Source organism: Bradyrhizobium sp. Ses1, assembly GCF_059512365.1.
Genome location: NZ_JCAMOQ010000001.1, coordinates 155,096 through 174,610, shown reverse-complemented (window position 1 = coordinate 174,610; position 19,515 = coordinate 155,096). Strand labels below are relative to the sequence as shown.

General features: G+C 65.3%; 15 protein-coding genes. 7 read left to right on the top strand and 8 right to left on the bottom strand.

All coding sequences use genetic code 11. The features are described 5' to 3' along the window. Positions 1 to 40: 40 nt before the first annotated feature. Positions 41 to 529 (bottom strand): MarR family winged helix-turn-helix transcriptional regulator, encoded by a 489-nt coding sequence (locus AC5ZG5_RS00795; protein ID WP_028167946.1) that lies wholly within the window; start codon positions 527 to 529, stop codon positions 41 to 43. Between the two features lie 145 nt (positions 530 to 674). On the opposite strand from AC5ZG5_RS00795, the gene gstA reads away from it, so the two are divergent. Further along, positions 675 to 1,286, top strand: a complete 612-nt coding sequence (gene gstA / locus AC5ZG5_RS00790) for a glutathione transferase GstA (RefSeq protein WP_130227282.1) — start codon at positions 675 to 677, stop codon at positions 1,284 to 1,286. 137 nt (positions 1,287 to 1,423) lie between these two features. On the opposite strand, the gene AC5ZG5_RS00785 is transcribed toward gstA, so the two are convergent. From AC5ZG5_RS00785 to AC5ZG5_RS00770, 4 genes are all read right to left on the bottom strand, one after another. After that, a complete protein-coding gene (locus tag AC5ZG5_RS00785; protein WP_456640726.1) occupies positions 1,424 to 3,649 on the bottom strand; it encodes a 3-hydroxyacyl-CoA dehydrogenase NAD-binding domain-containing protein in 2,226 nt (741 codons plus the stop codon). A gap of 164 nt (positions 3,650 to 3,813) precedes the next feature. Next, positions 3,814 to 5,022: an acetyl-CoA C-acetyltransferase gene (locus AC5ZG5_RS00780; protein WP_282532448.1), complete on the bottom strand. Its 1,209-nt coding sequence runs from the start codon at positions 5,020 to 5,022 to the stop codon at positions 3,814 to 3,816. 74 nt (positions 5,023 to 5,096) lie between these two features. Continuing rightward, positions 5,097 to 6,887, bottom strand: a complete 1,791-nt coding sequence (locus tag AC5ZG5_RS00775; RefSeq protein WP_456640725.1) for an acyl-CoA dehydrogenase C-terminal domain-containing protein — start codon at positions 6,885 to 6,887, stop codon at positions 5,097 to 5,099. 126 nt (positions 6,888 to 7,013) lie between these two features. Then, the gene (locus tag AC5ZG5_RS00770) at positions 7,014 to 7,445 is read right to left on the bottom strand and encodes a nuclear transport factor 2 family protein (RefSeq protein WP_456640724.1); all 432 of its coding nucleotides are present in this window, start codon (positions 7,443 to 7,445) and stop codon (positions 7,014 to 7,016) included. Between the two features lie 144 nt (positions 7,446 to 7,589). On the opposite strand from AC5ZG5_RS00770, the gene AC5ZG5_RS00765 reads away from it, so the two are divergent. The 5 genes from AC5ZG5_RS00765 to AC5ZG5_RS00745 all read left to right on the top strand — a co-directional run bounded on the left by AC5ZG5_RS00765 (position 7,590) and on the right by AC5ZG5_RS00745 (position 14,641). Then, positions 7,590 to 8,177: a PadR family transcriptional regulator gene (locus AC5ZG5_RS00765; protein WP_130227279.1), complete on the top strand. Its 588-nt coding sequence runs from the start codon at positions 7,590 to 7,592 to the stop codon at positions 8,175 to 8,177. A gap of 234 nt (positions 8,178 to 8,411) precedes the next feature. Continuing rightward, positions 8,412 to 11,825 carry a hypothetical protein gene (locus tag AC5ZG5_RS00760; RefSeq protein ID WP_456640723.1) on the top strand — a complete coding sequence of 1,138 codons (3,414 nt, stop codon included), beginning with the start codon at positions 8,412 to 8,414 and terminating at the stop codon, positions 11,823 to 11,825. A 242-nt stretch (positions 11,826 to 12,067) separates the two neighbouring features. After that, positions 12,068 to 12,736, top strand: a complete 669-nt coding sequence (locus tag AC5ZG5_RS00755) for a COG3904 family protein (protein WP_456640722.1) — start codon at positions 12,068 to 12,070, stop codon at positions 12,734 to 12,736. Positions 12,737 to 12,932: 196 nt separating this feature from the next. Continuing rightward, positions 12,933 to 13,862 carry a sulfite exporter TauE/SafE family protein gene (locus AC5ZG5_RS00750; protein ID WP_455996943.1) on the top strand — a complete coding sequence of 310 codons (930 nt, stop codon included), beginning with the start codon at positions 12,933 to 12,935 and terminating at the stop codon, positions 13,860 to 13,862. Further along, positions 13,859 to 14,641 carry a TIGR02186 family protein gene (locus tag AC5ZG5_RS00745; protein WP_130231339.1) on the top strand — a complete coding sequence of 261 codons (783 nt, stop codon included), beginning with the start codon at positions 13,859 to 13,861 and terminating at the stop codon, positions 14,639 to 14,641. The genes AC5ZG5_RS00750 and AC5ZG5_RS00745 overlap by 4 nt, the downstream gene beginning before the upstream one ends. A gap of 2 nt (positions 14,642 to 14,643) precedes the next feature. Here AC5ZG5_RS00745 and AC5ZG5_RS00740 read toward each other — a convergent pair whose 3' ends face one another. Next, entirely contained in the window at positions 14,644 to 15,984 is a 1,341-nt protein-coding gene (locus AC5ZG5_RS00740; protein ID WP_456640721.1) for an NRAMP family divalent metal transporter, read from the bottom strand. Positions 15,985 to 16,076: 92 nt separating this feature from the next. Then, positions 16,077 to 16,997, bottom strand: coding sequence for a DMT family transporter (locus AC5ZG5_RS00735; RefSeq protein WP_456640720.1), 921 nt, complete (start codon positions 16,995 to 16,997; stop codon positions 16,077 to 16,079). A 97-nt stretch (positions 16,998 to 17,094) separates the two neighbouring features. Between AC5ZG5_RS00735 and AC5ZG5_RS00730 the strand changes: the two genes are divergently transcribed. After that, a complete protein-coding gene (locus AC5ZG5_RS00730; protein ID WP_456640719.1) occupies positions 17,095 to 17,958 on the top strand; it encodes a LysR substrate-binding domain-containing protein in 864 nt (287 codons plus the stop codon). A gap of 856 nt (positions 17,959 to 18,814) precedes the next feature. On the opposite strand, the gene pdeM is transcribed toward AC5ZG5_RS00730, so the two are convergent. Further along, positions 18,815 to 19,513: a ligase-associated DNA damage response endonuclease PdeM gene (gene pdeM, locus AC5ZG5_RS00725; RefSeq protein ID WP_456641007.1), complete on the bottom strand. Its 699-nt coding sequence runs from the start codon at positions 19,511 to 19,513 to the stop codon at positions 18,815 to 18,817. Positions 19,514 to 19,515 lie beyond the last annotated feature (2 nt).

Here is a 19,515-nt window from a genome sequence, read left to right as displayed (position 1 = left end):
CGAACCAGGCGGCCCGCGGATGCTGGTGGCAACAATGATATCATCGGGCAGTCACGCCGTCTCTTATCGCAGGCGACTTGGCGTCGCTGCAGGAACATCCCAGCCGGTCCAGAAGCGCGCAGAGCTTGACCGCGTCGACGTCAGACAGTTTCGACCCGACATGCTTCTCGATCGCCGCCGAATAGGCGCCCCACATCCGCTTCTGCAATTCACGTCCCGCCTCGGTAATCTCGACGAATTGGCCGCGCTTGTCGACCTTGCATTCGCGCCTCGCCGCCAGCCCCTCGTCCACCAAGCGATCGATCAGCCGCGACGTCGAATATTGCGGCAGCAGCATCTGCCGCTCCAATTCCACCGGCCGCAACTCCCCCGACGGCGCGCGCGACAACTCGAGCAGGGCATCGTACCAGGCGAGCGGCGGAAAGCCGGCCTTCTTCAGGTCTTGCTCGACGGCGTCGAGCACCCGGCTCTGCACCCGCATCAGGCGGATCCAGGCGGCGGTCGCCTCGGTCGATGGTTTGCGTTTCATGGTCTGGTCCGTCATCGTCGGTACAAAGTCTACCGTACTGAATGCACCTGCATCAATCTTGACTGTTCATGCAGGTGCATTTAGTCGGTCCGACGCCCAAGGCCAACAACAAAAAGGCCTACAAGAATTCGAGAGGAGATCTCCGATGAAATTATACTATTCGCCCGGCGCCTGCTCGCTTTCGCCCCATATCGCGCTCCTGGAAGCCGGCCTGCCCTACGAGCTGGTCAAGGTCGATGTGCGCGCCAAGAAGCTGGAAAATGGCGACGATTTCCTGAAAGTGAACCCCAAGGGCCAGGTGCCGGCACTGGCGCTCGATTCCGGCGAACTGGTCACCGAGGGGCCCGTGATCGTGCAGATCATCGCCGACCGTGCCGCGGCCAAGAACCTGGCGCCGGCCCATGGCAGCGCCGAGCGCTACAAGCTGCTCGAGTGGCTCAATTTCATTACCACCGAGCTGCACAAGAATTTCAGCCCGCTGTTCGCGCCGGTCCTGTCCGACGACACCAAGGCGTTCTTCAAGGACCGCCTGATGGGCAAGCTGAAATATATCGACGGCCAGCTTGCCGGGCGCGACTACCTCCTCGGCAGCCAGTTCACCGTCGCCGACGGCTATCTGTTCACGATGCTGGCCTGGGCCGACCGGATGAAGTTCGACCTGTCGGGCCTGCCCAACCTCACCGCCTACAAGGCCCGCATCGCCGCCCGGCCCAAGGTGCAGGAAGCGCTCACCAAGGAAGGGCTGCTGAAGGCGTAAGCTGTCGTCCCGGCGAAAGCCGGGACCCATAACCCCAGGGCGTCATTGTTGCGCTTGATGGGCCCCCAGCCTGCCCAACAACGCAGTCCGGTGGTTATGGGTCCCGGGTCGCGCTTCCGCTTGCGCGGGACGACGAGTCACTCGGCCGCCTGCGCCACCGGCTTCTTCGGCGGGAAGCGGCCGTAGAAGGTCTCGCCCTTGGCGGCCATCTCGACCAGGAGCTTCGGCGGGGTGAAGCGGGAGCCGTACTTGGCCTCGAATTTGTGGCAGAGCTCGACGAATTTCTTTGTGCCCATGAAGTCGATATAGGACAGCGTGCCGCCGGTGAACGGTGCGAAGCCGAACCCCAGGATCGAGCCGACATCGGCCTCGCGCACGTCGGTGATGACGTGATCCTCGACGGTGCGGGCGGCTTCGACCGCCTGCACCACCAGGAAGCGCTGCTTCAACTCCTCGACATCAAGCGTATCCGGATCGAGGTGCTTCGGCTGCAGCCCGGCAAGCCCGGACCACAGGCTCTTCTGGCCCTTGCCCTTCTCCGGGTAGTCGTAGAAACCCTTGGCATTCTTGCGGCCGAAGCGGCCCTGCTTCTCGACCATTTCAACCATCAGCTTCTTGTGATCCTGGTTGATGGCGTTGGGGCCGAGATCGGCCTCGGTCGCTTTCATGATCTTCAGGCCGAGGTCCAGCGCAACCTCGTCCGACAGCGACAGCGGCCCGACCGGCATGCCGGCCATCTTGGCGGTGTTCTCGATCATCGCCGGCGGCACGCCTTCGAGGAACATCTCGTTGCCTTCCGCGATGTAGCGCATCACGCAGCGGTTGGCGAAGAAGCCGCGGGAGTCATTGACCACGATCGGCGTCTTGCCGATGGTGCGGACATAGTCCAGCGCGGTGGCGAGCGCGACGTCGCCGGTGTTCTTGCCGAGGATGATCTCGACCAGCATCATCTTCTCGACCGGCGAGAAGAACTGGATGCCGATGAACTTGCCCTGGTCCTTGAATTCCTCGGCCAGGGAATTGATCGGCAGCGTCGAGGTGTTGGACGCGAAGATCGCGTCGCCCTTCAAGAGCGGCTGCGCCTTGGCATAGGTGTCCGCCTTGACCTTGCGGTCCTCGAACACCGCCTCGATGACGAGGTCGCAGTCCTTCAAAACGTTGTAGTCGGCGGTCGCGGTGATGCGCGACAGCAGCGCATCGCGCTCGGCCTCCTTCGCCCGGCCCTTGGCGACGAGACCGTCGATCACGCTCTTGGCGTGCGCCTTGCCCTTGTCGGCGCTCTCCTGATCGCGATCAACAAGCACTACGTCGATCCCGGCCTTGGCTGAGACGTAGCCGACGCTGGCGCCCATAAAGCCGGCGCCGATCACGGCGAGCTTCTTGACCTTGGTCGGCGGCACGCCGGCGGGGCGGCGGGCGCCCTTGTTCAGTTCCTGCATCGACAGGAACAGCGAGCGGATCATTGCCGCCGCTTCCTTGGAGCGCAGCACTTGCGTGAAGTAGCGGGACTCGACGCGCAGCGCGGCGTCGATCGGCAACTGCAGGCCTTCGTAGACGCAGCTCATGATGGCGCGCGCCGCCGGATAATTGTCGTAGGTCTCGCGGCGGTAGATCGCATTGCCCGCCGGGAACATCTGCATGCCCATCTTCGAGAAGACAGGGCCGCCGGGCAGCTTGAAGCCCTTCTCGTCCCACGGCGCGACCGCCTTGCCGCCGCCCTTGATCCAGTCCTTGGCGGCCTTGATCAGGTCGGCAGGCGGCACGATCGCGTGGATCAGGTTGAGCTGCTTGGCCCTTGCGAGGTTGATCGCCTCACCCTTCAACAGGAGCTGCATCGCATCCTGCGGCGCCACGATGCGCGGCACGCGCTGGGTGCCGCCGGCGCCCGGGAACAGGCCGACCTTGATCTCGGGCAGGCCGAGCCGGGTCTTCGGATTTTCCGCGGCGACGCGATAGTGGCAGGACAGCGTGATCTCGAAGCCACCGCCGAGCGCGAGCCCGTTGATCGCCGCGACCCACGGCTTGCCCGAGGTCTCGATCGAGCGGAACACCTGCGAGAAACGGCGGCTCTGCTCGAACAGCACCTGGTTGGCCGCGACCTCGCCCTTCTCCTGCAACAGCTGCGCATAGGTCCGGCTCATGCCCTCGAGCATCGACAGGTCCGCGCCGGCGCAGAATGCGTCCTTGCTGGATGTAATGACGACGCCCTTGATCGCGGCATCGGCCGTGGTCTGCTTGACGATCTCCTCGAGCTCGAGGACCGAGGTCTCGTCCAGCACGTTCATCGAACGTCCCGGAATATCCCAGGTGACGAGCGCGATGCCGTCGGCATCGGTTTCGAATTTGAAATTCTTGAAGGCCATGTGGTGCTCCCTCGATGCCGGCTGCCGGTAAGGCGCTGGCGGTGGTTGTCCTAACGCTCGGATCGTAGGGTGGGCAAAGGCGCACTTGCGCCGTGCCCACCATCACTTGCTGAGAATTCGATGGTGGGCACGCTTCGCTTTGCCCACCCTACAACGATGTCGCCTTAAACCCGCTCGATGATCGTCGCGGTGCCCATGCCGCCGCCGATGCAAAGCGTCACCAGCGCGGTCGACTTGTCGGTGCGCTCGAGCTCGTCGAGCACGGTGCCCAAAATCATTGCGCCGGTCGCGCCAAGCGGATGGCCGAGCGCGATCGCGCCGCCATTGACGTTGATCTTGGCGTTGTCGATGTCGAACGCCTGGATGTAGCGCAGCACCACCGAGGCGAAGGCTTCGTTGAGCTCAAACAGATCGATGTCCGACTTCTTCATGCCGGAACGCGCGAACAGCTTTTCGGTGACGTCGACCGGCCCGGTCAGCATCATCGCGGGCTCCGAGCCGATATTGGCAAAGGCCCGGATCTTGGCCCGCGGCTTCCGGCCGAGCTTCGCGCCCGCTTCCTTGCTGCCGAGCAGCACCGCGCCGGCGCCGTCGACAATCCCCGAGGAATTGCCGGCGTGGTGCACATAATTGACCTTCTCGATCTCCGGATGCGACTGCACCGCCACCGCATCGAAACCCGCCATCGCGGCCATGGCCGCGAAGGACGGTTGGAGCTGCGCCAGCGACTGCATCGTCGTCGTGGGCCGCATATGCTCGTCCTTGGCGAGGATGGTGAGGCCGTTGACGTCCTTCACCGGCACGACCGATTTGTCGAACCGGCCTTCGTCCCAGGACTTCGCCGCGCGCTGCTGGCTCTGCACCGCGTAGGCATCGACGTCGTCACGGGAGAAGCCGTATTTGGTCGCAATCAGGTCGGCCGAGATGCCCTGCGGCATGAAATAGGCCGGCACCGCCATCGAGGGGTCCATCGGCCAGGCGCCGCCGGACGCGCCGATGCCGACACGGCTCATGGATTCCGCGCCGCCGCCGATCACGAGCTCATGCTGCCCGCTCATGATCTGGGCCGCGGCAAAGTTCACAGCATCAAGGCCCGAAGCGCAGAAGCGGCTGATCTGCACACCCGGCACCTTCTCGCCGAGGCCGGACTTCAGCGCCGCGAAGCGGGCCATGTCGGAGCCGGCCTCGCCGACGGGATCGACGATGCCGAGCACGACGTCGTCGACGACGTCCTCGGCAATGTTGTTGCGCTCCTTCAGCGCCTTTAGCGGCACCGTGGCGAGCGCCAGCGCGGTGACTTCGTGCAGCGCGCCGTCAGGCTTGCCGCGGCCGCGCGGGGTGCGAACGTGATCGTAGATATATGCCTCAGGCATGACGCCCTCCTTAGATGAGGATCATAATATATAGCCGAACCGGCCGAAGCCGCGAGCCAGCTGCCGAAGATTCTTCAGAATGCTTCGGCCGCCAATTCCATCGTGGTACCGCTGCCGCTCTGGATGCGCGCGAGATGCACGGCCGTCTCCGGCAACAGCTTCTCCATGAAGAAGCGGCCGGTCACGAGCTTGGTCGAGAGGTAAGACGTTGCGCCGCCGGCGGCGATCTTGTCCTGCGTCACCTTCGCCATCCGCGCCCACATGTAGCCGAGCGCAACCAGGCCGAACAATTTCATGTAGTCGGTCGCAGCGGCGCCGGCATTGTCGGGCTTGGTCATCGCATTCTGCATCAGCCAGCCGGTCGCCTGCTGCAGATGGCCGAGCGCGGCCGAGAGCGGGGTCACGAACGGCTTCATGGCCTCGTCCGCGCCGTGCTCCTTGGCGTAAGCGCCGACTTCGCCGAAGAACGCCATCACCGCGCGGCCGCCGTCACGCGGCAGCTTGCGGCCGACGAGATCGAGCGCCTGGATGCCATTGGCGCCCTCATAGATCATGGAGATGCGTGCATCGCGCACGAACTGCTCCATGCCCTGCTCGGCGATATAGCCGTGGCCGCCATACATCTGCTGCGCCAGCACCGTGTTGGCAAAGCCGGTGTCGGTGAGCACGCCTTTCAGCACCGGCGTCATCAGGCCCATGTGGTCGTCGGCCTCCTGGCGATCCTTGGGTTCGTTGGAGCGGTGGGCGACGTCGCTCTTCAGCGCGGTCCAGATCACCATGGCGCGCGCCGCCTCGTTGAAGGCGCGGATGGTCAGCAGCGTGCGGCGGACATCAGGATGCACGATGATCGGGTCGGCCGGCTTCTCCGGCTCCTTCGCGCCGGTCAGCGAGCGGCCCTGCAGGCGCTCGCGCGCATAAGCCACCGCGTTCTGGTAAGCGACCTCGGACTGCGCGAGCCCCTGCACGGCGACGCCGAGCCGGGCCTCGTTCATCATCACGAACATGCCCTGCATGCCCTTGTTCTCCTGGCCGATCAGCCAGCCGGTGGCATTGTCGTAATTCATCACGCAGGTGGAATTGCCGTGAATGCCCATCTTGTGCTCGATCGAGCCGCAGGTGACGCCGTTGCGTGCCCCGAGCGAGCCATCGGCATTGACCATGAATTTCGGCACGACGAACAGCGAGACGCCCTTGATGCCGGCGGGCGCGCCTTCGATGCGCGCGAGCACGAGGTGGATGATGTTGTCGGTAAGGTCGTGCTCGCCGGCCGAGATGAAGATCTTGGTGCCCGTGATCTTGAAGCTGCCGTCGGCCTGGCGCACGGCCTTGGTGCGCAGCAGGCCGAGGTCGGTGCCGCAATGCGGCTCGGTGAGGTTCATGGTGCCGGTCCATTCGCCCGCCACCATCTTCGGAACATAGGTCTTCTTCTGCTCGTCCGTGCCGTGCACCAACAACGCCGCGGTCGCGCCCATGGTGAGGCCGCCATACATGGAGAACGCCATGTTGGCCGAGATCTGGAATTCGTTGACCGCCTGGCTCAACGTCACCGGCAGGCCCTGCCCGCCATATTCCGTCGGCGCCGAGAGTCCGAGCCAGCCGCCTTCAGCCACCTGCCTGTAAGCTTCCTTGAAGCCTTTCGGCGTCGTCACCGAGCCGTCGTCATGGCGCTTGCAGCCTTCGAGGTCGCCGACGCGGTTGAGCGGCTGCAACACTTCTTCGGAAAGCTTCGCCGCCTCGCCCAGGATCGCCTCGCGCACGTCGGCCGATGCATCGGTGAAACCTGGCAGGTTGTCGTAGCGGTCGATCTGGAAGACATCGTTGAGCAGGAAACTCACATCTTCGACTGGGGCTTTGTAGATCGGCATGGTGTGCTCCGGCAGGCAGTTTTTGAAGTTGGCGCCGCAGGCAAAACCCTCGCGACGCTGCGACCACTAAAGGTTCCCGAAACAGACCTTAGACCTTTCGGCGTTCCGGGAAAGCGAATATCGGGATCAGGATGGCGACTTAGGCTGCGACTTGGCGGCGCTGGCCTCGCCGGCCTGCCGCATCAACTCTTCTCCCATCAGCCGGTGCAGCAGGTTGATCGCCTTCAGCGGGCGCACCATCACCTTGAAATGCGTGATCCGTCCCTCCGCATCGAAGGTGATGATATCGACGCCGTTGATCTTGATGCCCTCGACCTCGTTCTCGAATTCGAGCACCGCGCCGTTGTCGCTGCGCCATTCGCCGCGATACGTGAAGCCCGGGCCGCCCAGCACCTTTTCTGCGCTCGACAGATATTTGAAGGTGATGTCACGTCCGCGCTGCGGCGTGTGTACGACGGGGCTTTCAAATACGGCGTCGGGGTGAAGCAGGTCCCAGAGAGCTGCGCGACCATGGGACTTGATGTAGGCGTACCACTTGTCGAGGCCGGTCATTGTCAAAGACGTCTCCTCTTGGCGGAACGTGCAATGGCCCGATATTGGGGAGCCCGTTAGGTCCTGACCGTCGATATGCACATTGACGCATATGCGCCTATGTGCATAAAGTCAAGGATGGTCGAGGAGGTAGAAAAGGAGTGGCGACCAGTGGCGCTGGGTGACGCGATCCTCGCATGCCTGACCGAACGTCCGATGACGGGTTACGAGCTCGCCAAGACGTTCGATGCTTCCATCGGCTTCTTCTGGAAGGCCGACCACCAGCAGATCTATCGCGAGCTTTCCAAGCTGCGCGACCGCGGCCATGTCCAGGCCCGCGAAGTCGTCCAATCGGGCAAGCCCAACAAGCTCGTCTACACGCTAACGCCTGAAGGCAAGGCTGCGCTGCGGCACTGGGCCGCGCGGCCGAGCGTCCCGGCATCGATCAAGGACGATCTCCTGGTGCGGCTCTACGCGCTCGACAGCGTCGATATCGAACCGCTGCGCACCGACCTGATGGCGCGATTGGAACACCACCGCGACCGCTACGAGCGCTATGAGCGCCTGCTCAACAAGCGGTTCCCGCAAGGCGTGGCCTCGCCGGCCGATATGGGCAAGCTGCTCGGGCTTCGTATCGGCCTTCGCCATGAGCAGGTCGTGGCGGAGTGGTGTGAGGAGGCCATCGATGCCCTCTCCGCCCTGGCCAATCGGACGACGGTTCAGCCGCTCAAAGCGGGCCAAGGCGACGACAAGGCGTAAGGCCGAACCGCCTCCTTCGTCGTCCCGGGACGACGGGCATCGCGACGCGAGTTCCGCGCAGAGGTAACTTTAGAGCCCCGCAGCGCCGTTCCTTAACCCGTTCTTTACCCTAACGCGAAAAAGTCGACGGCTAAGGCAGACGCCTCGCGCGGAATTCGATTGTCTGGTCAATCGGGACGTACGGGGAGGCTGCAGGCGTGGGTGTGGACGCCTTAGTCGGGACCGGACGGAATCATGAATTCGCGCGTATCGTGGAGTGTTGACGGCATTGATCCATCCGTCCGCGAGAGAGCCGAGGCCGCGGCTCGCCGGGCCGGCATGTCGCTGAACGACTGGCTCAATTCCACCGTGGGCGAGCCGGCGCCGCCGGATCTCCGCAATGACCAGGCGCGGCCCGCGATGCCGAGCCAGGCAAGCCGGGACGTCGCCGACATTCATCAGCGGTTGGATGCGATCACCCAGCAGATCGATCGAATCGCGCGGCCCGCGCCGCGCAATGATGCCCCGCGCAACGACGCTGCGCGCGGCCAGTCCAACGTCGCGCGCCAGCTCAACGACGCGATCTCGCGGCTCGATGCTCGGCTGTCGCAGATCTCAAACCCCGCCGCGGCGCGCCAGCCCCAGATGGCTGCGGCGCAGCAGCCCCCGATGCCGGAGCGGCAGCGCCAGGCGGAAGCCGTCGAGCGTGCCGCCGCAAAGGTCTACCGTCCTTCGCCGCCGCTAAGTCCCGCCTCCTTCGATTCCGCAATCGCGGAGATCACCGCGCGCCAGAACGAACTCGATGGTCCGCCGCCGCGGCAGATGCCGCCGCGCCACGCTCAGCCAGCGGGTGCAGCTCAGCCGACGGGCCCAAGCGTTCCGCCAATGGCCGCGCATGCTCCTCCGGTTGCACCGGCACCTGCCGCGCCGGCACCGGCCGGCCCGGACTTCTCCTCGCTGGAGCGTTATCTGATCAAGATCACGAGCCAGATCGAGGCACTGCAACGGCCCGATCATATCGAGCAATCGATCGCCGCGTTCCGGAGCGAGCTTGCGGAAATCCGCGCCGCGCTCACCGAGGCGATGCCGCGCCGCGCGATCGAATCGCTCGAAGGCGAGATCCGCTTGCTGTCGCGGCGCATCGACGACAACCGGCAGAACGGTGCCGACGGCCAGGCGCTCTCCGGCATCGAGCGTGCGCTGTCCGAGATCCGCGAGGTGCTGCGCTCGCTTACGCCCGCCGAGCAGCTCGCGGGCTATGACGAGGCGATCCGCAATCTCGGCGCCAAGCTCGATCTGATCCTGCGCGCCAACGACGATCCCTCGACGGTGCATCAGCTCGAGAGCGCAATCGCCGCGCTCCGCGCGATCGTCTCCAACATCGCCTCCAACGACGCACTGGCGCGGCTCGCCGAGGATGTGCAGACGCTGTCGGCCAAGGTCGACGAGCTCGCGCGCGCCGGCAATCACGGCGATGCCTTTGCGGTCCTCGAACAGCGGATCGCCGCCCTGGCCGCGACCCTGGAAAGCCGCGAACGCCCGGCACCGACCGAACACTCGCAACATCTCGAAGACGCCCTGCGTGCGCTGTCGGAGCGCATCGACCGCATGCAGGTCGGCAATGACAGCGCCTCGGCATTCGCCCATCTCGAACAGCGTGTCTCCTACCTGCTCGAGCGCCTCGAAGCCTCTCCCAATCCTCAGTCCGGCAATTTTGGCCGCATCGAAGAAGGGCTGCAGGACATCCTGCGCCATCTCGAACGCCAGCACGCCAATCTGGTGTCACTGGCCGAGGCGAGCCGCAACGCAGGCGCACCGGCGCCGCAGCCGCTCGACCCTAGCCTCGTCGACATGGTCAAGCGCGAATTGTCCGATATCCGCTACAGCCAGTCGGAAACCGACCGCCGCACCCAGGATTCGCTCGAGACGGTGCACAATACCCTCGGCCACGTGGTCGATCGCCTTGCGCTGATCGAGAACGATCTGCGCGACGTTCGCTCCGCGCCGGCCCCGTCAGCGGCGTCGGCCGAGCCGCGCGCCTCGATGCCGCAGCCAATGGCGCCGCAGCCCGAATTGCCGAATCCGGCGATGCAGCAGCGCTTCACGGCGCAGGAGCACTTCGCCGCGGCGCCGCGCGACTTCCATGCGGCTACTCCGCCGGAGGCTGTACCCGTTCCGCCGCCGTTGCCGCCGCGCGCCATCAGCGAGATCTTGGAGCCACACGCCGCGGTCCGCACCGCGCTCGAGCCGGACCTGCCGCCGGATCATCCGCTCGAGCCGGGCACGCGCCCGACCGGACGGGTGTCGACGCCCACCGAGCGGATCGCCGCGTCGGAGAGCGCGATCAGCGAGATTTCGACAGACAAGAAAGAGCCGGTCTCTACGTCGAGCTTCATTGCCGCCGCACGCCGCGCCGCCCAGGCCGCGGCCGCCCAGGCTGCCAATGAGAAGGGCGGGCGCGGCGGGGCCAAGGCCGCAGCCAAGGCCAAGCCGGTCGACAAGGCTCAGGGCAAATCCGAGGGCAAGGAGCCCTCGACCATCACGTCAAAGATCCGCTCGCTGCTGGTCGGCGCGAGTGTGGTGGTCATCGTGCTCGGCGCCTTCAAGGTGGCGATGATCCTGCTCGACAGCGGCGCCTCGTCGCAGATGTCGATGGAGAGGTCGAGCGACGCTCCCGCCTTCGCACTGCCGCCGGCCGACAGTGCGGCCGTCGCACCCGCGCCAGCGCCGGCACCCGCGGCGCCCTTGATGACCTCGCCAACCCCGCTCGGCCGGCAATCCAACAACAGCACCGCGCCGAACATGCTCGACGGCTCGCAGGTGACGATCCCGCCGGCGCCCGTGCCTTCGCCATCGCCCGTCGCGAACAACGACATCACCGGCTCGATCCGCGTGCCGTCCGCCGCGCCGATCGGCGGCAGGCTCACGATGGTGCAGGTGCCACCGAGCGAGCGGCTGCCTGACGGCATCGGCGGCCCGGTGCTGCGCGCCGCCGCGCTGAGGGGCGATCCGGCCGCCGCCTACGAGGTTGGCGTGCGCTTCGCCGAAGGCAAGGGCGTTCCGATCAACTATGACGAGGCCGCAAAGTGGTACGAGCGCGCCGCGCAGGCCGGCGTGATCCCCGCGGTCTTCCGGCTCGGAACCTTCTATGAGAAGGGACTCAGCGTGAAGAAGGATGTCGACACCGCGCGGCGTTACTACGTGCAGGCCGCCGAGCGCGGCAACGCCAAGGCGATGCACAACCTCGCGGTGCTCGATGCCGATGGCGGCGGCAAGGGCGCCGACTACAAGGGCGCGGCACAGTGGTTCCGCAAGGCCGCCGATCGCGGTGTCGCCGACAGCCAGTTCAATCTCGGCATCCTTTATGCACGCGGCATCGGCGTCGAGCAGAACCTGGCCGAGTCCTTCAAATGGTTCAGCCTGGCCGCAGCCCAGGGCGACGCCGACGCGAGCCGCAAACGCGACGATGTTGCCAAGCGCCTCGACGCGCAATCGCTCGCAGCGGCCAAGCTCGCGATCCAGACCTTCACCGCCGAGCCGCAGCCCGACGACGCCGTCAACGCAGCGACCCCGCCCGGCGGTTGGGACGCGGCGACGGTGCCGCCCAATGCGGCCAAGCCCGCGGCCCGGGCAGCGTCGCCGAAGCGCACGGCCTCGATCGCGCATTAAAATTATGACAGATGCACGACGCCGCGGTGCTGCGTCGCCATATGTATCTCAGCGCTGAAGCTGTGTAGAAAGGCCGCGCCCCCGCGGGGGTAGCTGCCAGCGCCGAGAGAACCAGTTTGTCAGCCCAAGACCACGAAGGTCGCTACCGAAGCTCGCCGACCGGCCCCCGCGTAGCACCACCACGCCAGTCGGTCGATCAGCCCAAAGCGCGGCCGCCTCAGCGGCCCGCCTGGCGGTGGTCGATGTGGTCGATTGTCATATTCGCCCTCCTGATCTCCGGCGTCGGCATCCGCGCCTATCGGGACTTGTCGCGGCCCGACGCCTGGGCCTATTGGAGAGACCAGTATTTCTCGCCGAGCCTGAGTTCGAAACTGATCGGCAAGACCGATCTCGGCGGGCCTATCGGCTCGCGGCCCGCTTTGGCCATCAAGGGAGAGATCGGCCCAGCCGCCGCAAACTGGTTCCGCGACAGGCTGGATGAGGCCCATCTGGCGCCCGGCGACGTTGTCCTTCTGTCATCTCCGGGCGGCGACCTCAATCAGGCGCTCATCATCGGCGAAATGATCCGTTCCCGCGGGCTGACGACCACCGTCGGCGTTGCCGATGCTTCGGGACAGGTCCGCCCGGCCTATTGCGCCAGCGCCTGCGTCCTCGTCTATGCCGGTGGCACCACCCGCTACGGCCTCGAGGGCTCGATGCTGGGCGTCCACCGGTTCGTCACCACGGCGCCGGTTGCCGACCCCGTCGCCGACACCCAGCGCGTCACCGGTGCCGTGCTGCACTACATGACCAGGATGGGCGTATCCTCCACAATCGTCGAGGCGATGTCACAAACCAGGGACATCCGCTGGCTCGGCACCAAGGAAGCCGAAGCGATGAACCTGGTCACCGATCCCATCGGCCGGCCGTAAGGCGCGGGCGCGACAAAAAACCCCGCATCGGCGGATTCTATAGTCCCTCGTCGCGGCGATTTCGGTTATTCAAGGGGGCGGCAACCGATCCGCGTCCGCTTCCGCGCCGGATTCCGCTGCCCGCAAGCTCGATCAGAAAACCGCGCCGTGGGCTGGCCATGCGCCAGCCCCGCGGCATTATAAGAAGCGACCGCGCGTGCAGCTCTACCTCCCGATCGCCGATATTCCCGTCAATATCTTCCTCGTGCTGGCGATGGGCGCGGCGGTCGGTTTCGTCTCCGGCATGTTCGGTATCGGCGGCGGCTTCCTGATGACGCCGCTGCTGATCTTCATCGGCATCGCGCCGGCGGTGGCGGTTGCCTCGGTCGCCAGCCACATCGCGGCCTCCTCCTTCTCCGGCGCGCTCTCCTATTGGCGCCGCCGCGCCATCGATCCGGCGCTGGCGCTGATCCTGTTAAGCGGCGGCACGATCGGCACCGCGCTCGGGGTGTGGACCTTCACCTATCTGCGCTCGCTCGGTCAGCTCGACCTGATGATCGGGCTGTCCTACGTCGTGCTGCTCACCGCGGTCGGCACGGCGATGGCCTATGAGGGACTGCGCGCGATGCTGCGCACCCGCCGCGGCGGCGCCGCCACGCTGCGCCGCCCGGGCAGCCATGGCTGGATCCACGGCCTACCGCTGAAGATGCGCTTCAAGCGCTCCAAGATCTATCTCTCCATCATTCCCGTCATCTTCGTCGGCCTCGTGATCGGCTTCATCGGCGCCGTCATGGGCATCGGCGGCGGCTTCATCCTGGTGCCGCTGATGATCTACCTCTTGCGGGTTCCGACCTCGACCGTGATCGGCACCTCGATGGTGCTGACGCTGGTGACGATGATCTTTGCGACCCTGCTGCACGCGGTCACCAACCACCTGGTCGATGCGGTGTTGGCCCTGATCCTGATGGTCGGCGGCGTCACCGGAGCGCAGTTCGGCGCCCGCGCCGGCCAGAAGATCCGCGGCGAGCATCTGCGGCTGTTGCTCGGGCTCCTGGTGCTTGCGGTCGGCATCCGCTTTGCGGTCGAACTCGTGATCCGCCCCGCCGATCTCTTCACCATCCGCGAATCCGGCGGGGCAGCGCCATGACCGCCCGCGCACTCCTCGTTCTCGCCGGCCTGCTCGGTGCGATCCTCGCCACCAGCCCGGCCTGCGCGGAACGGCTGATCGTCTCGGTCTCCAACCACCGCGTCACGGTGACGCCGAATTATGCCGGCGAGGAACTGGTGCTGTTCGGCTCGGTCGAGAGGGATGCCGACACCCCACCCGGCCGCACCAATTACGACCTCGTGGTGACCGTGGTCGGACCGCGCGCCGACATGGTGACGCGGCGCAAGGAGCGCAGATTCGGCATCTGGATCAACAGCGACTATCGTCAGTTCCTGCAGGTGCCGACCTATCTCGCGCTGTTCTCCAATCGCCCCTTCGACCAGATCGCTTCGCCGGAGGTGCAACGGCGTCAGCAGCTCGGGCTCAACAACGTGCTGCTGATGCAGCGCGTCAGCGGCGACTATGCCGACGTCGTCCCCGACGACGTCTTCCGCAGCGCCTTCGTGCGGTTGCGCACCGAGCACGGGCTGTACCGCGAGGAGACCTCGGCAGTCACCTTCCTGACTCCGACCCTGTTCCGCACCACGATTCCGCTGCCGGCGGAGGTGCCGATCGGCACTTATAATGTTGAGATCAAATTGTTCACCGATGGTGCGCTGGTGACCAAGGCCAATACCGCGTTCGAGATCGTCAAGGTCGGTTTCGAGCAGTTCGTCGCCAATACCGCGCGGCAGAACGGCCTTGCCTACGGCCTCGTCACCGCCGCCATGGCGCTCATGACCGGCTGGATGGCCTCGATCGTGTTCCGGCGCGATTGACGTCACGACGCGAACAGTCCGACGCCCATCGCAACCACGCTCAGCAGCATCGCCACGGTCGACAGCCACCCGAGCCAATAGAGCGGACCGGTGATGATGTACCGGTCCATCACGTCATGGCGGCGCGCCATCACCATCAGCAGCTCCATCACGGGAACGGCGAGCACGCCGTTGATGACCGCGCTCCAGTACAGCGCCGAGATCGGGTTGATCGGCGTGAAATTCAGCGCGATGCCAAAACCGGCCGCCAGCGCCAGCACGGCATAGAATGCGATGGCCTCCTTCGGCTTGCGCGCCAGGCCCACCGGCCAGCGACGTCCCTCACCGACAGCATAGGCGGCTGAGCCTGCGAGCACGGGAATGGCGAGCAGTCCGGTGCCGACGATGCCGAGCGCGAAGATCGCTTCCGCGAACGGGCCCGCGATCGGACGCAGCGCCTCTGCGGCCTGCGCCGAGCTCTCGATGTCGGTCTTCCCCGCCTTATGCAAGGTCGCGGCGACCGTGACGATGATCGAGAGCGCGATCAGGTTCGAGAACGCCATGCCGACAACGGTGTCGGCGCGGATCCGCGAAAACTCCTTCCGCGCTCCATAGTGCTTTTCGATCAATGGCTGCTTTTTGGCATCGACGCGCTGGTCTTCGGCTTCCTGCGAGGCCTGCCAGAAGAACAGATAGGGCGAGATGGTGGTGCCGAAGATCGCGACGATGGTGGTGAAATAGTTGTCGTTCCAGGCGAGCCTCGGAATCAATATGCCGGCGAGCGCCTCGCCCCAGGAGATGCGGGCGAAGGCAAGGGCCGCAACATAGGCGAACAGGCTGAGCGTCAGCCATTTCAGCACCGCGACATAGCGCTTGTAATCGAGGATGATCTGAGCGGCCACCGAGGCCACCCCAAAAAACAGCACGTAAAGGATGGGATGCCCGCCGACCAGCAGCGTTGTCGCATCCGCCATGGCGCCGAGATCGGCCGCGATGTTGATCGTGTTGGCGATGAACAAGAGCGTGACCACGATGTTGAGCAGCCACAGCGGATAGTGCCGGCACACATTGCCAGAAATGCCCTGACCGGTAACACGGCCGACACGCGCCGAAATCTCCTGGATCGCCACCATCAGCGGAAAGGTGAACAGCATGGTCCAGCCGATCCCGTAGCCGAACTGCGCGCCGGCCTGGCTGTAGGTGCCGATCCCGGACGGGTCATCGTCGGAGGCGCCGGTGATCAGTCCGGGGCCGAGCGATTTCAGGAAGCGCTTGAGCTCGAAGGGCTGGCGCGGCTTGGCATTCGGGGCCGGCTTATTGCCGGGCTTTAGGTGATTGCCTGTCGATACCTTGTGTTGCGTCATACCCGGTCCAGTCGCCGCGACAACGAACCGGAGGTGGTTCGGTTCCCGGCACTGTATCTGGCTTGTCGGTATGGCACAGGCAAGACATGTCGTCAGGCACGCGATGCCGGCGCGGCGGTGGGACGGGTCACGAGATAGATGCCCAGCGCGACCGGGATGATGCCGAGCAGATCGCGGGACTCGACATGCTCGCCGAGCACGAGGAAGGCGAACAGCATGCCGAGCGGCGGCATCAGGAAGTGATAGGCGCTCGCGGCAGTAGCGCCACACACTTTGAGCAGGTGAAACCATAGCGCGTAGGCCAGGATCGATCCGCCGAATACCAGGAAGGCGAACGCGCCCAATAGCCGCGCGCTCGGCACGATGTCGGAGACGCTGGAGAGCGTGAACGCGAATGGCAACAGCACAAGCCCGCCTGCGAGATTCTGGATGCCATTGCCGACCCACAGGCTGCCCTTGGGAGACAGCAGCTTGAACAGGATGGTGCCGGTGACAATGGAGGCGAGCGAGGCCAGCGTGAACACGATGCCTTCCATATGCTCGGTGCCGACGGAGAGCCGATGCCAGACGATGAAGGCGACACCGGCAACGCCGAGCATGAGGCCCGCGACCTTGCGCCAGGTCAGGACTTCGCCGAGGAACAGCGCCGCCAGCACCGCCGTGAACACCGGATTGGCCGAGACGATCAATCCGCCGATGCCGGCCGAGACCGTCTTCAATCCGGTATAGCCAAGCCCGAGATAGAGCGCGTTGTTGGCAACGCCGAGCACCGAATAAACAGCGACATCGCGCCAGGAAAGCTGCCAGCGCTCGCGGCGCAGCGCCAGAAAGCCGAGGATCAGGATGCCCGCGAGCGAAAATCGCGCCGTGAGCAGGATCAGCGGCGGACAATCGGTGACGCCGATCTTGCCGGCGATGAAGGCGTAGCTCCAGAGCAGGCAGAACAAGGCAATCAATAGCGGCAGCGGGTTGAAGCCCTGTCGGGGAGCCGCGATCGAAGGGGCGAGCGACATGAGAATTCTCCTTGGCCCTTCCATCTAGGCCCTCGCCTTCCCATTTGGAAATTAAATGATAGACTGGCAGCCAGTGGATTTTTGAATAGGTGCTGCCATGTTCGATTTGGAACTGCTGCGCAGTTTCGTCTCGGTGGTCGATGCCGGCGGCTTCACCCGCGCCGGCGAGCGGGTCCACCGCACCCAATCCACCGTCAGCCAGCAGATCAAGCGGCTGGAGGAGGATGTCGGCCAGCCGCTGCTGATCCGCAACGGCAAGGATGTCACCCCGACCGAAGCCGGCGAACGGCTGCTGTCCTACGCGCGGCGGCTGCTCGCGCTTGCCGAAGAGGCGCGCGATGTCGTGACGCGGCCGACCTATCAGGGTGCGATCCGGCTCGGCATCCCCGAGGATTTCGCCGCCTATCGGCTGGCAAAGCTGCTCGGCGCGTTCTCGCGTTCGCATCCGATGCTGCGGCTCGACGTGCGCGCCGACCAGAGCATGCACCTGCAGCGCGATCTCAATCGCGGCGAGCTCGATCTGGCGCTGCTCAAGCGCACCGCCGGCGAGAAGGGCGCGATCGCGGCCTGGCCGGAACGGGTGCACTGGGTCACCAGCAAGACGCATCCGCGCGACACCCGCAGCGGCTCGGTGCCGCTGATCGGATTTCCCGCCGGCTGTCTCTACCGGGCCGGCGCGATCCATGCGCTGGAGAGCGCGGGCCGCCCCTGGCATATGGCCTATACGTCCTCGAGCCTCTCCGGCATCCAGGCCGCGGTCGCCGCCGGCATGGGCCTGAGCATCCTGTCGGAGATCGCGATCCAGGCCGATCACCGCGTGCTCACGGCAAAGGACGGTTTTGCGCCGATCGACAGGACCGAACTCGCCCTGCTCGCCTCCCCCGCCGCCAGCCCCGCCACCCTGCGGCTTGCCGACAGGCTCGCGGAATTCTGCGACACAGTGCAGGCGAAAGCGGCGTAGGAGCCGTAGGGCGTGCGCCGTAGGATGGGTAGAGCGAAGCGAAACCCATCGCGACGGAGTAAGCCGCACGAATGATGGGTTTCGCTGCGCTCTACCCATCCTACGATTCTACGATTCCGAGAGGAGAGATCACGATTCAAATTTCAAACAGCGTGAGGATGTGAGTTCGCGTTCTCGCGGCGAGTTACGCCCGAGCTATGCGTCACTTTCCACCCTCTTCGATAGCAGAGGGCGCAGGGAAAGCCGGGTGCTGGTTGCACCCATGGGTCCCGTGCAACAAAAAGCACGGGGGTAGGACCACAGGTTCAACCGAAGCATTCCGGCTTTCCCTGCGCGATGGTGTTACGGTTTCCTTCGCGCTCTCCCCGGTGACCGGGCTTTCTTGCCACCGTCGCCCTTAGGGATGTTTCCATCCCGCAAGGACTTAGCGCCAGCGTCGGGGCGCCAGGACCACACGACTTCGCCGTCCGCGTTACCTGCGCTCGTCAGTCGCACGCATCGCGTCCACCGCATCTCACCGCAACGTTCGTGACGATCGCGACCCGCCCCTCATCCGCGCTGAGACGCGCGGAGTTAAATCACTGATTTGCCCGACGGCGGAAGCGGAATGTTTTTTGTGCGAGGGCTGGACAGCGCAAATCAGGTTGAAATCGCTGGCGAATTTTTCTCCGTCATTCCGGGGCACGCGTAGCGTGAGCCCGGAATCCATTTCTCCGCCAGCGCAAGTGGACGAATGGATTCCGGGCTCGCGACTTCGTCGCGCCCCGGAATGACGGAGAGTGAGGAGTTCGTGGCCCATCCCTCGGGACGCCGCTTGCGCGGCTTCTCGGGATAAGGGGGGCGCTTGTGGCAGCAATCAATAACAGCGGGAGGCGGCGATGGTGTGGAGCTTGGTGTCGCCGATGAGGTGGGCGGTGAAGGCGACCGTGCCGAAGAGTTTTGCGAAGGCGGCGTCGCGGATGCTGAGGCCACCGGCGTAGGCGCCGAAGGCGGGCATCACGGCGCGCTCGCCGTCGCTGGCGAAGCAGCGGCGTTCGACCGCGCGGCCGCGGGTCGAGATGCGGGCCTTGGGATGCAGATGGCCGGCGATCTCGCCGATGGCGCCGGTCGGCTCATGGCGGAATCTGATGCGGCCGATCGCGACTTCAGTGGCAACCATGCCGCCGAGATCGGACGGCAGGGCCGGATCGTGATTACCCGAAATCCAGATCCAGTCGCGCCGGGCCTGCAGCGCGGTGATGGCGTCGCGATCCTGCGCGCTCATCCGCTCGTGCGCACGCCGATCATGAAAGCTGTCGCCGAGCGCGATCACCATGCGCGGGTCATGACGGGCGATCACGGCGGCCAAACGACCGAGGGTCGCCGCGGTGTCGTAAGGCGGCAGCAGCACGCCGCGCGTGGCGAAGCTCGAACCTTTTTCCAGGTGCAGGTCGGAGACGACGAGCAGGCGCTGCTCTTCCCAGAACAAAGCGCCGGAGAGATCGGCGGCGAATGACACGCCGGCAACCTCCAAACTACTTGGGGGGTCCGCAGCTAGGGCAACTTGCTCCGTCATGG

Excerpts from the sequence above, each read along its gene's own strand:
- AC5ZG5_RS00795 (WP_028167946.1), bottom strand. The coding sequence starts at position 529 with ATGAAACGCAAACCATCGACCGAGGCGACCGCCGCCTGGATCCGCCTG.
- gstA (WP_130227282.1), top strand. The coding sequence starts at position 675 with ATGAAATTATACTATTCGCCCGGCGCCTGCTCGCTTTCGCCCCATATC.
- AC5ZG5_RS00785 (WP_456640726.1), bottom strand. The coding sequence starts at position 3,649 with ATGGCCTTCAAGAATTTCAAATTCGAAACCGATGCCGACGGCATCGCG.
- AC5ZG5_RS00780 (WP_282532448.1), bottom strand. The coding sequence starts at position 5,022 with ATGCCTGAGGCATATATCTACGATCACGTTCGCACCCCGCGCGGCCGC.
- AC5ZG5_RS00775 (WP_456640725.1), bottom strand. The coding sequence starts at position 6,887 with ATGCCGATCTACAAAGCCCCAGTCGAAGATGTGAGTTTCCTGCTCAAC.
- AC5ZG5_RS00760 (WP_456640723.1), top strand. The coding sequence starts at position 8,412 with ATGAATTCGCGCGTATCGTGGAGTGTTGACGGCATTGATCCATCCGTC.
- AC5ZG5_RS00755 (WP_456640722.1), top strand. The coding sequence starts at position 12,068 with ATGTGGTCGATTGTCATATTCGCCCTCCTGATCTCCGGCGTCGGCATC.
- AC5ZG5_RS00745 (WP_130231339.1), top strand. The coding sequence starts at position 13,859 with ATGACCGCCCGCGCACTCCTCGTTCTCGCCGGCCTGCTCGGTGCGATC.
- AC5ZG5_RS00740 (WP_456640721.1), bottom strand. The coding sequence starts at position 15,984 with ATGACGCAACACAAGGTATCGACAGGCAATCACCTAAAGCCCGGCAAT.
- AC5ZG5_RS00735 (WP_456640720.1), bottom strand. The coding sequence starts at position 16,997 with ATGTCGCTCGCCCCTTCGATCGCGGCTCCCCGACAGGGCTTCAACCCG.
- AC5ZG5_RS00730 (WP_456640719.1), top strand. The coding sequence starts at position 17,095 with ATGTTCGATTTGGAACTGCTGCGCAGTTTCGTCTCGGTGGTCGATGCC.
- pdeM (WP_456641007.1), bottom strand. The coding sequence starts at position 19,513 with ATGACGGAGCAAGTTGCCCTAGCTGCGGACCCCCCAAGTAGTTTGGAG.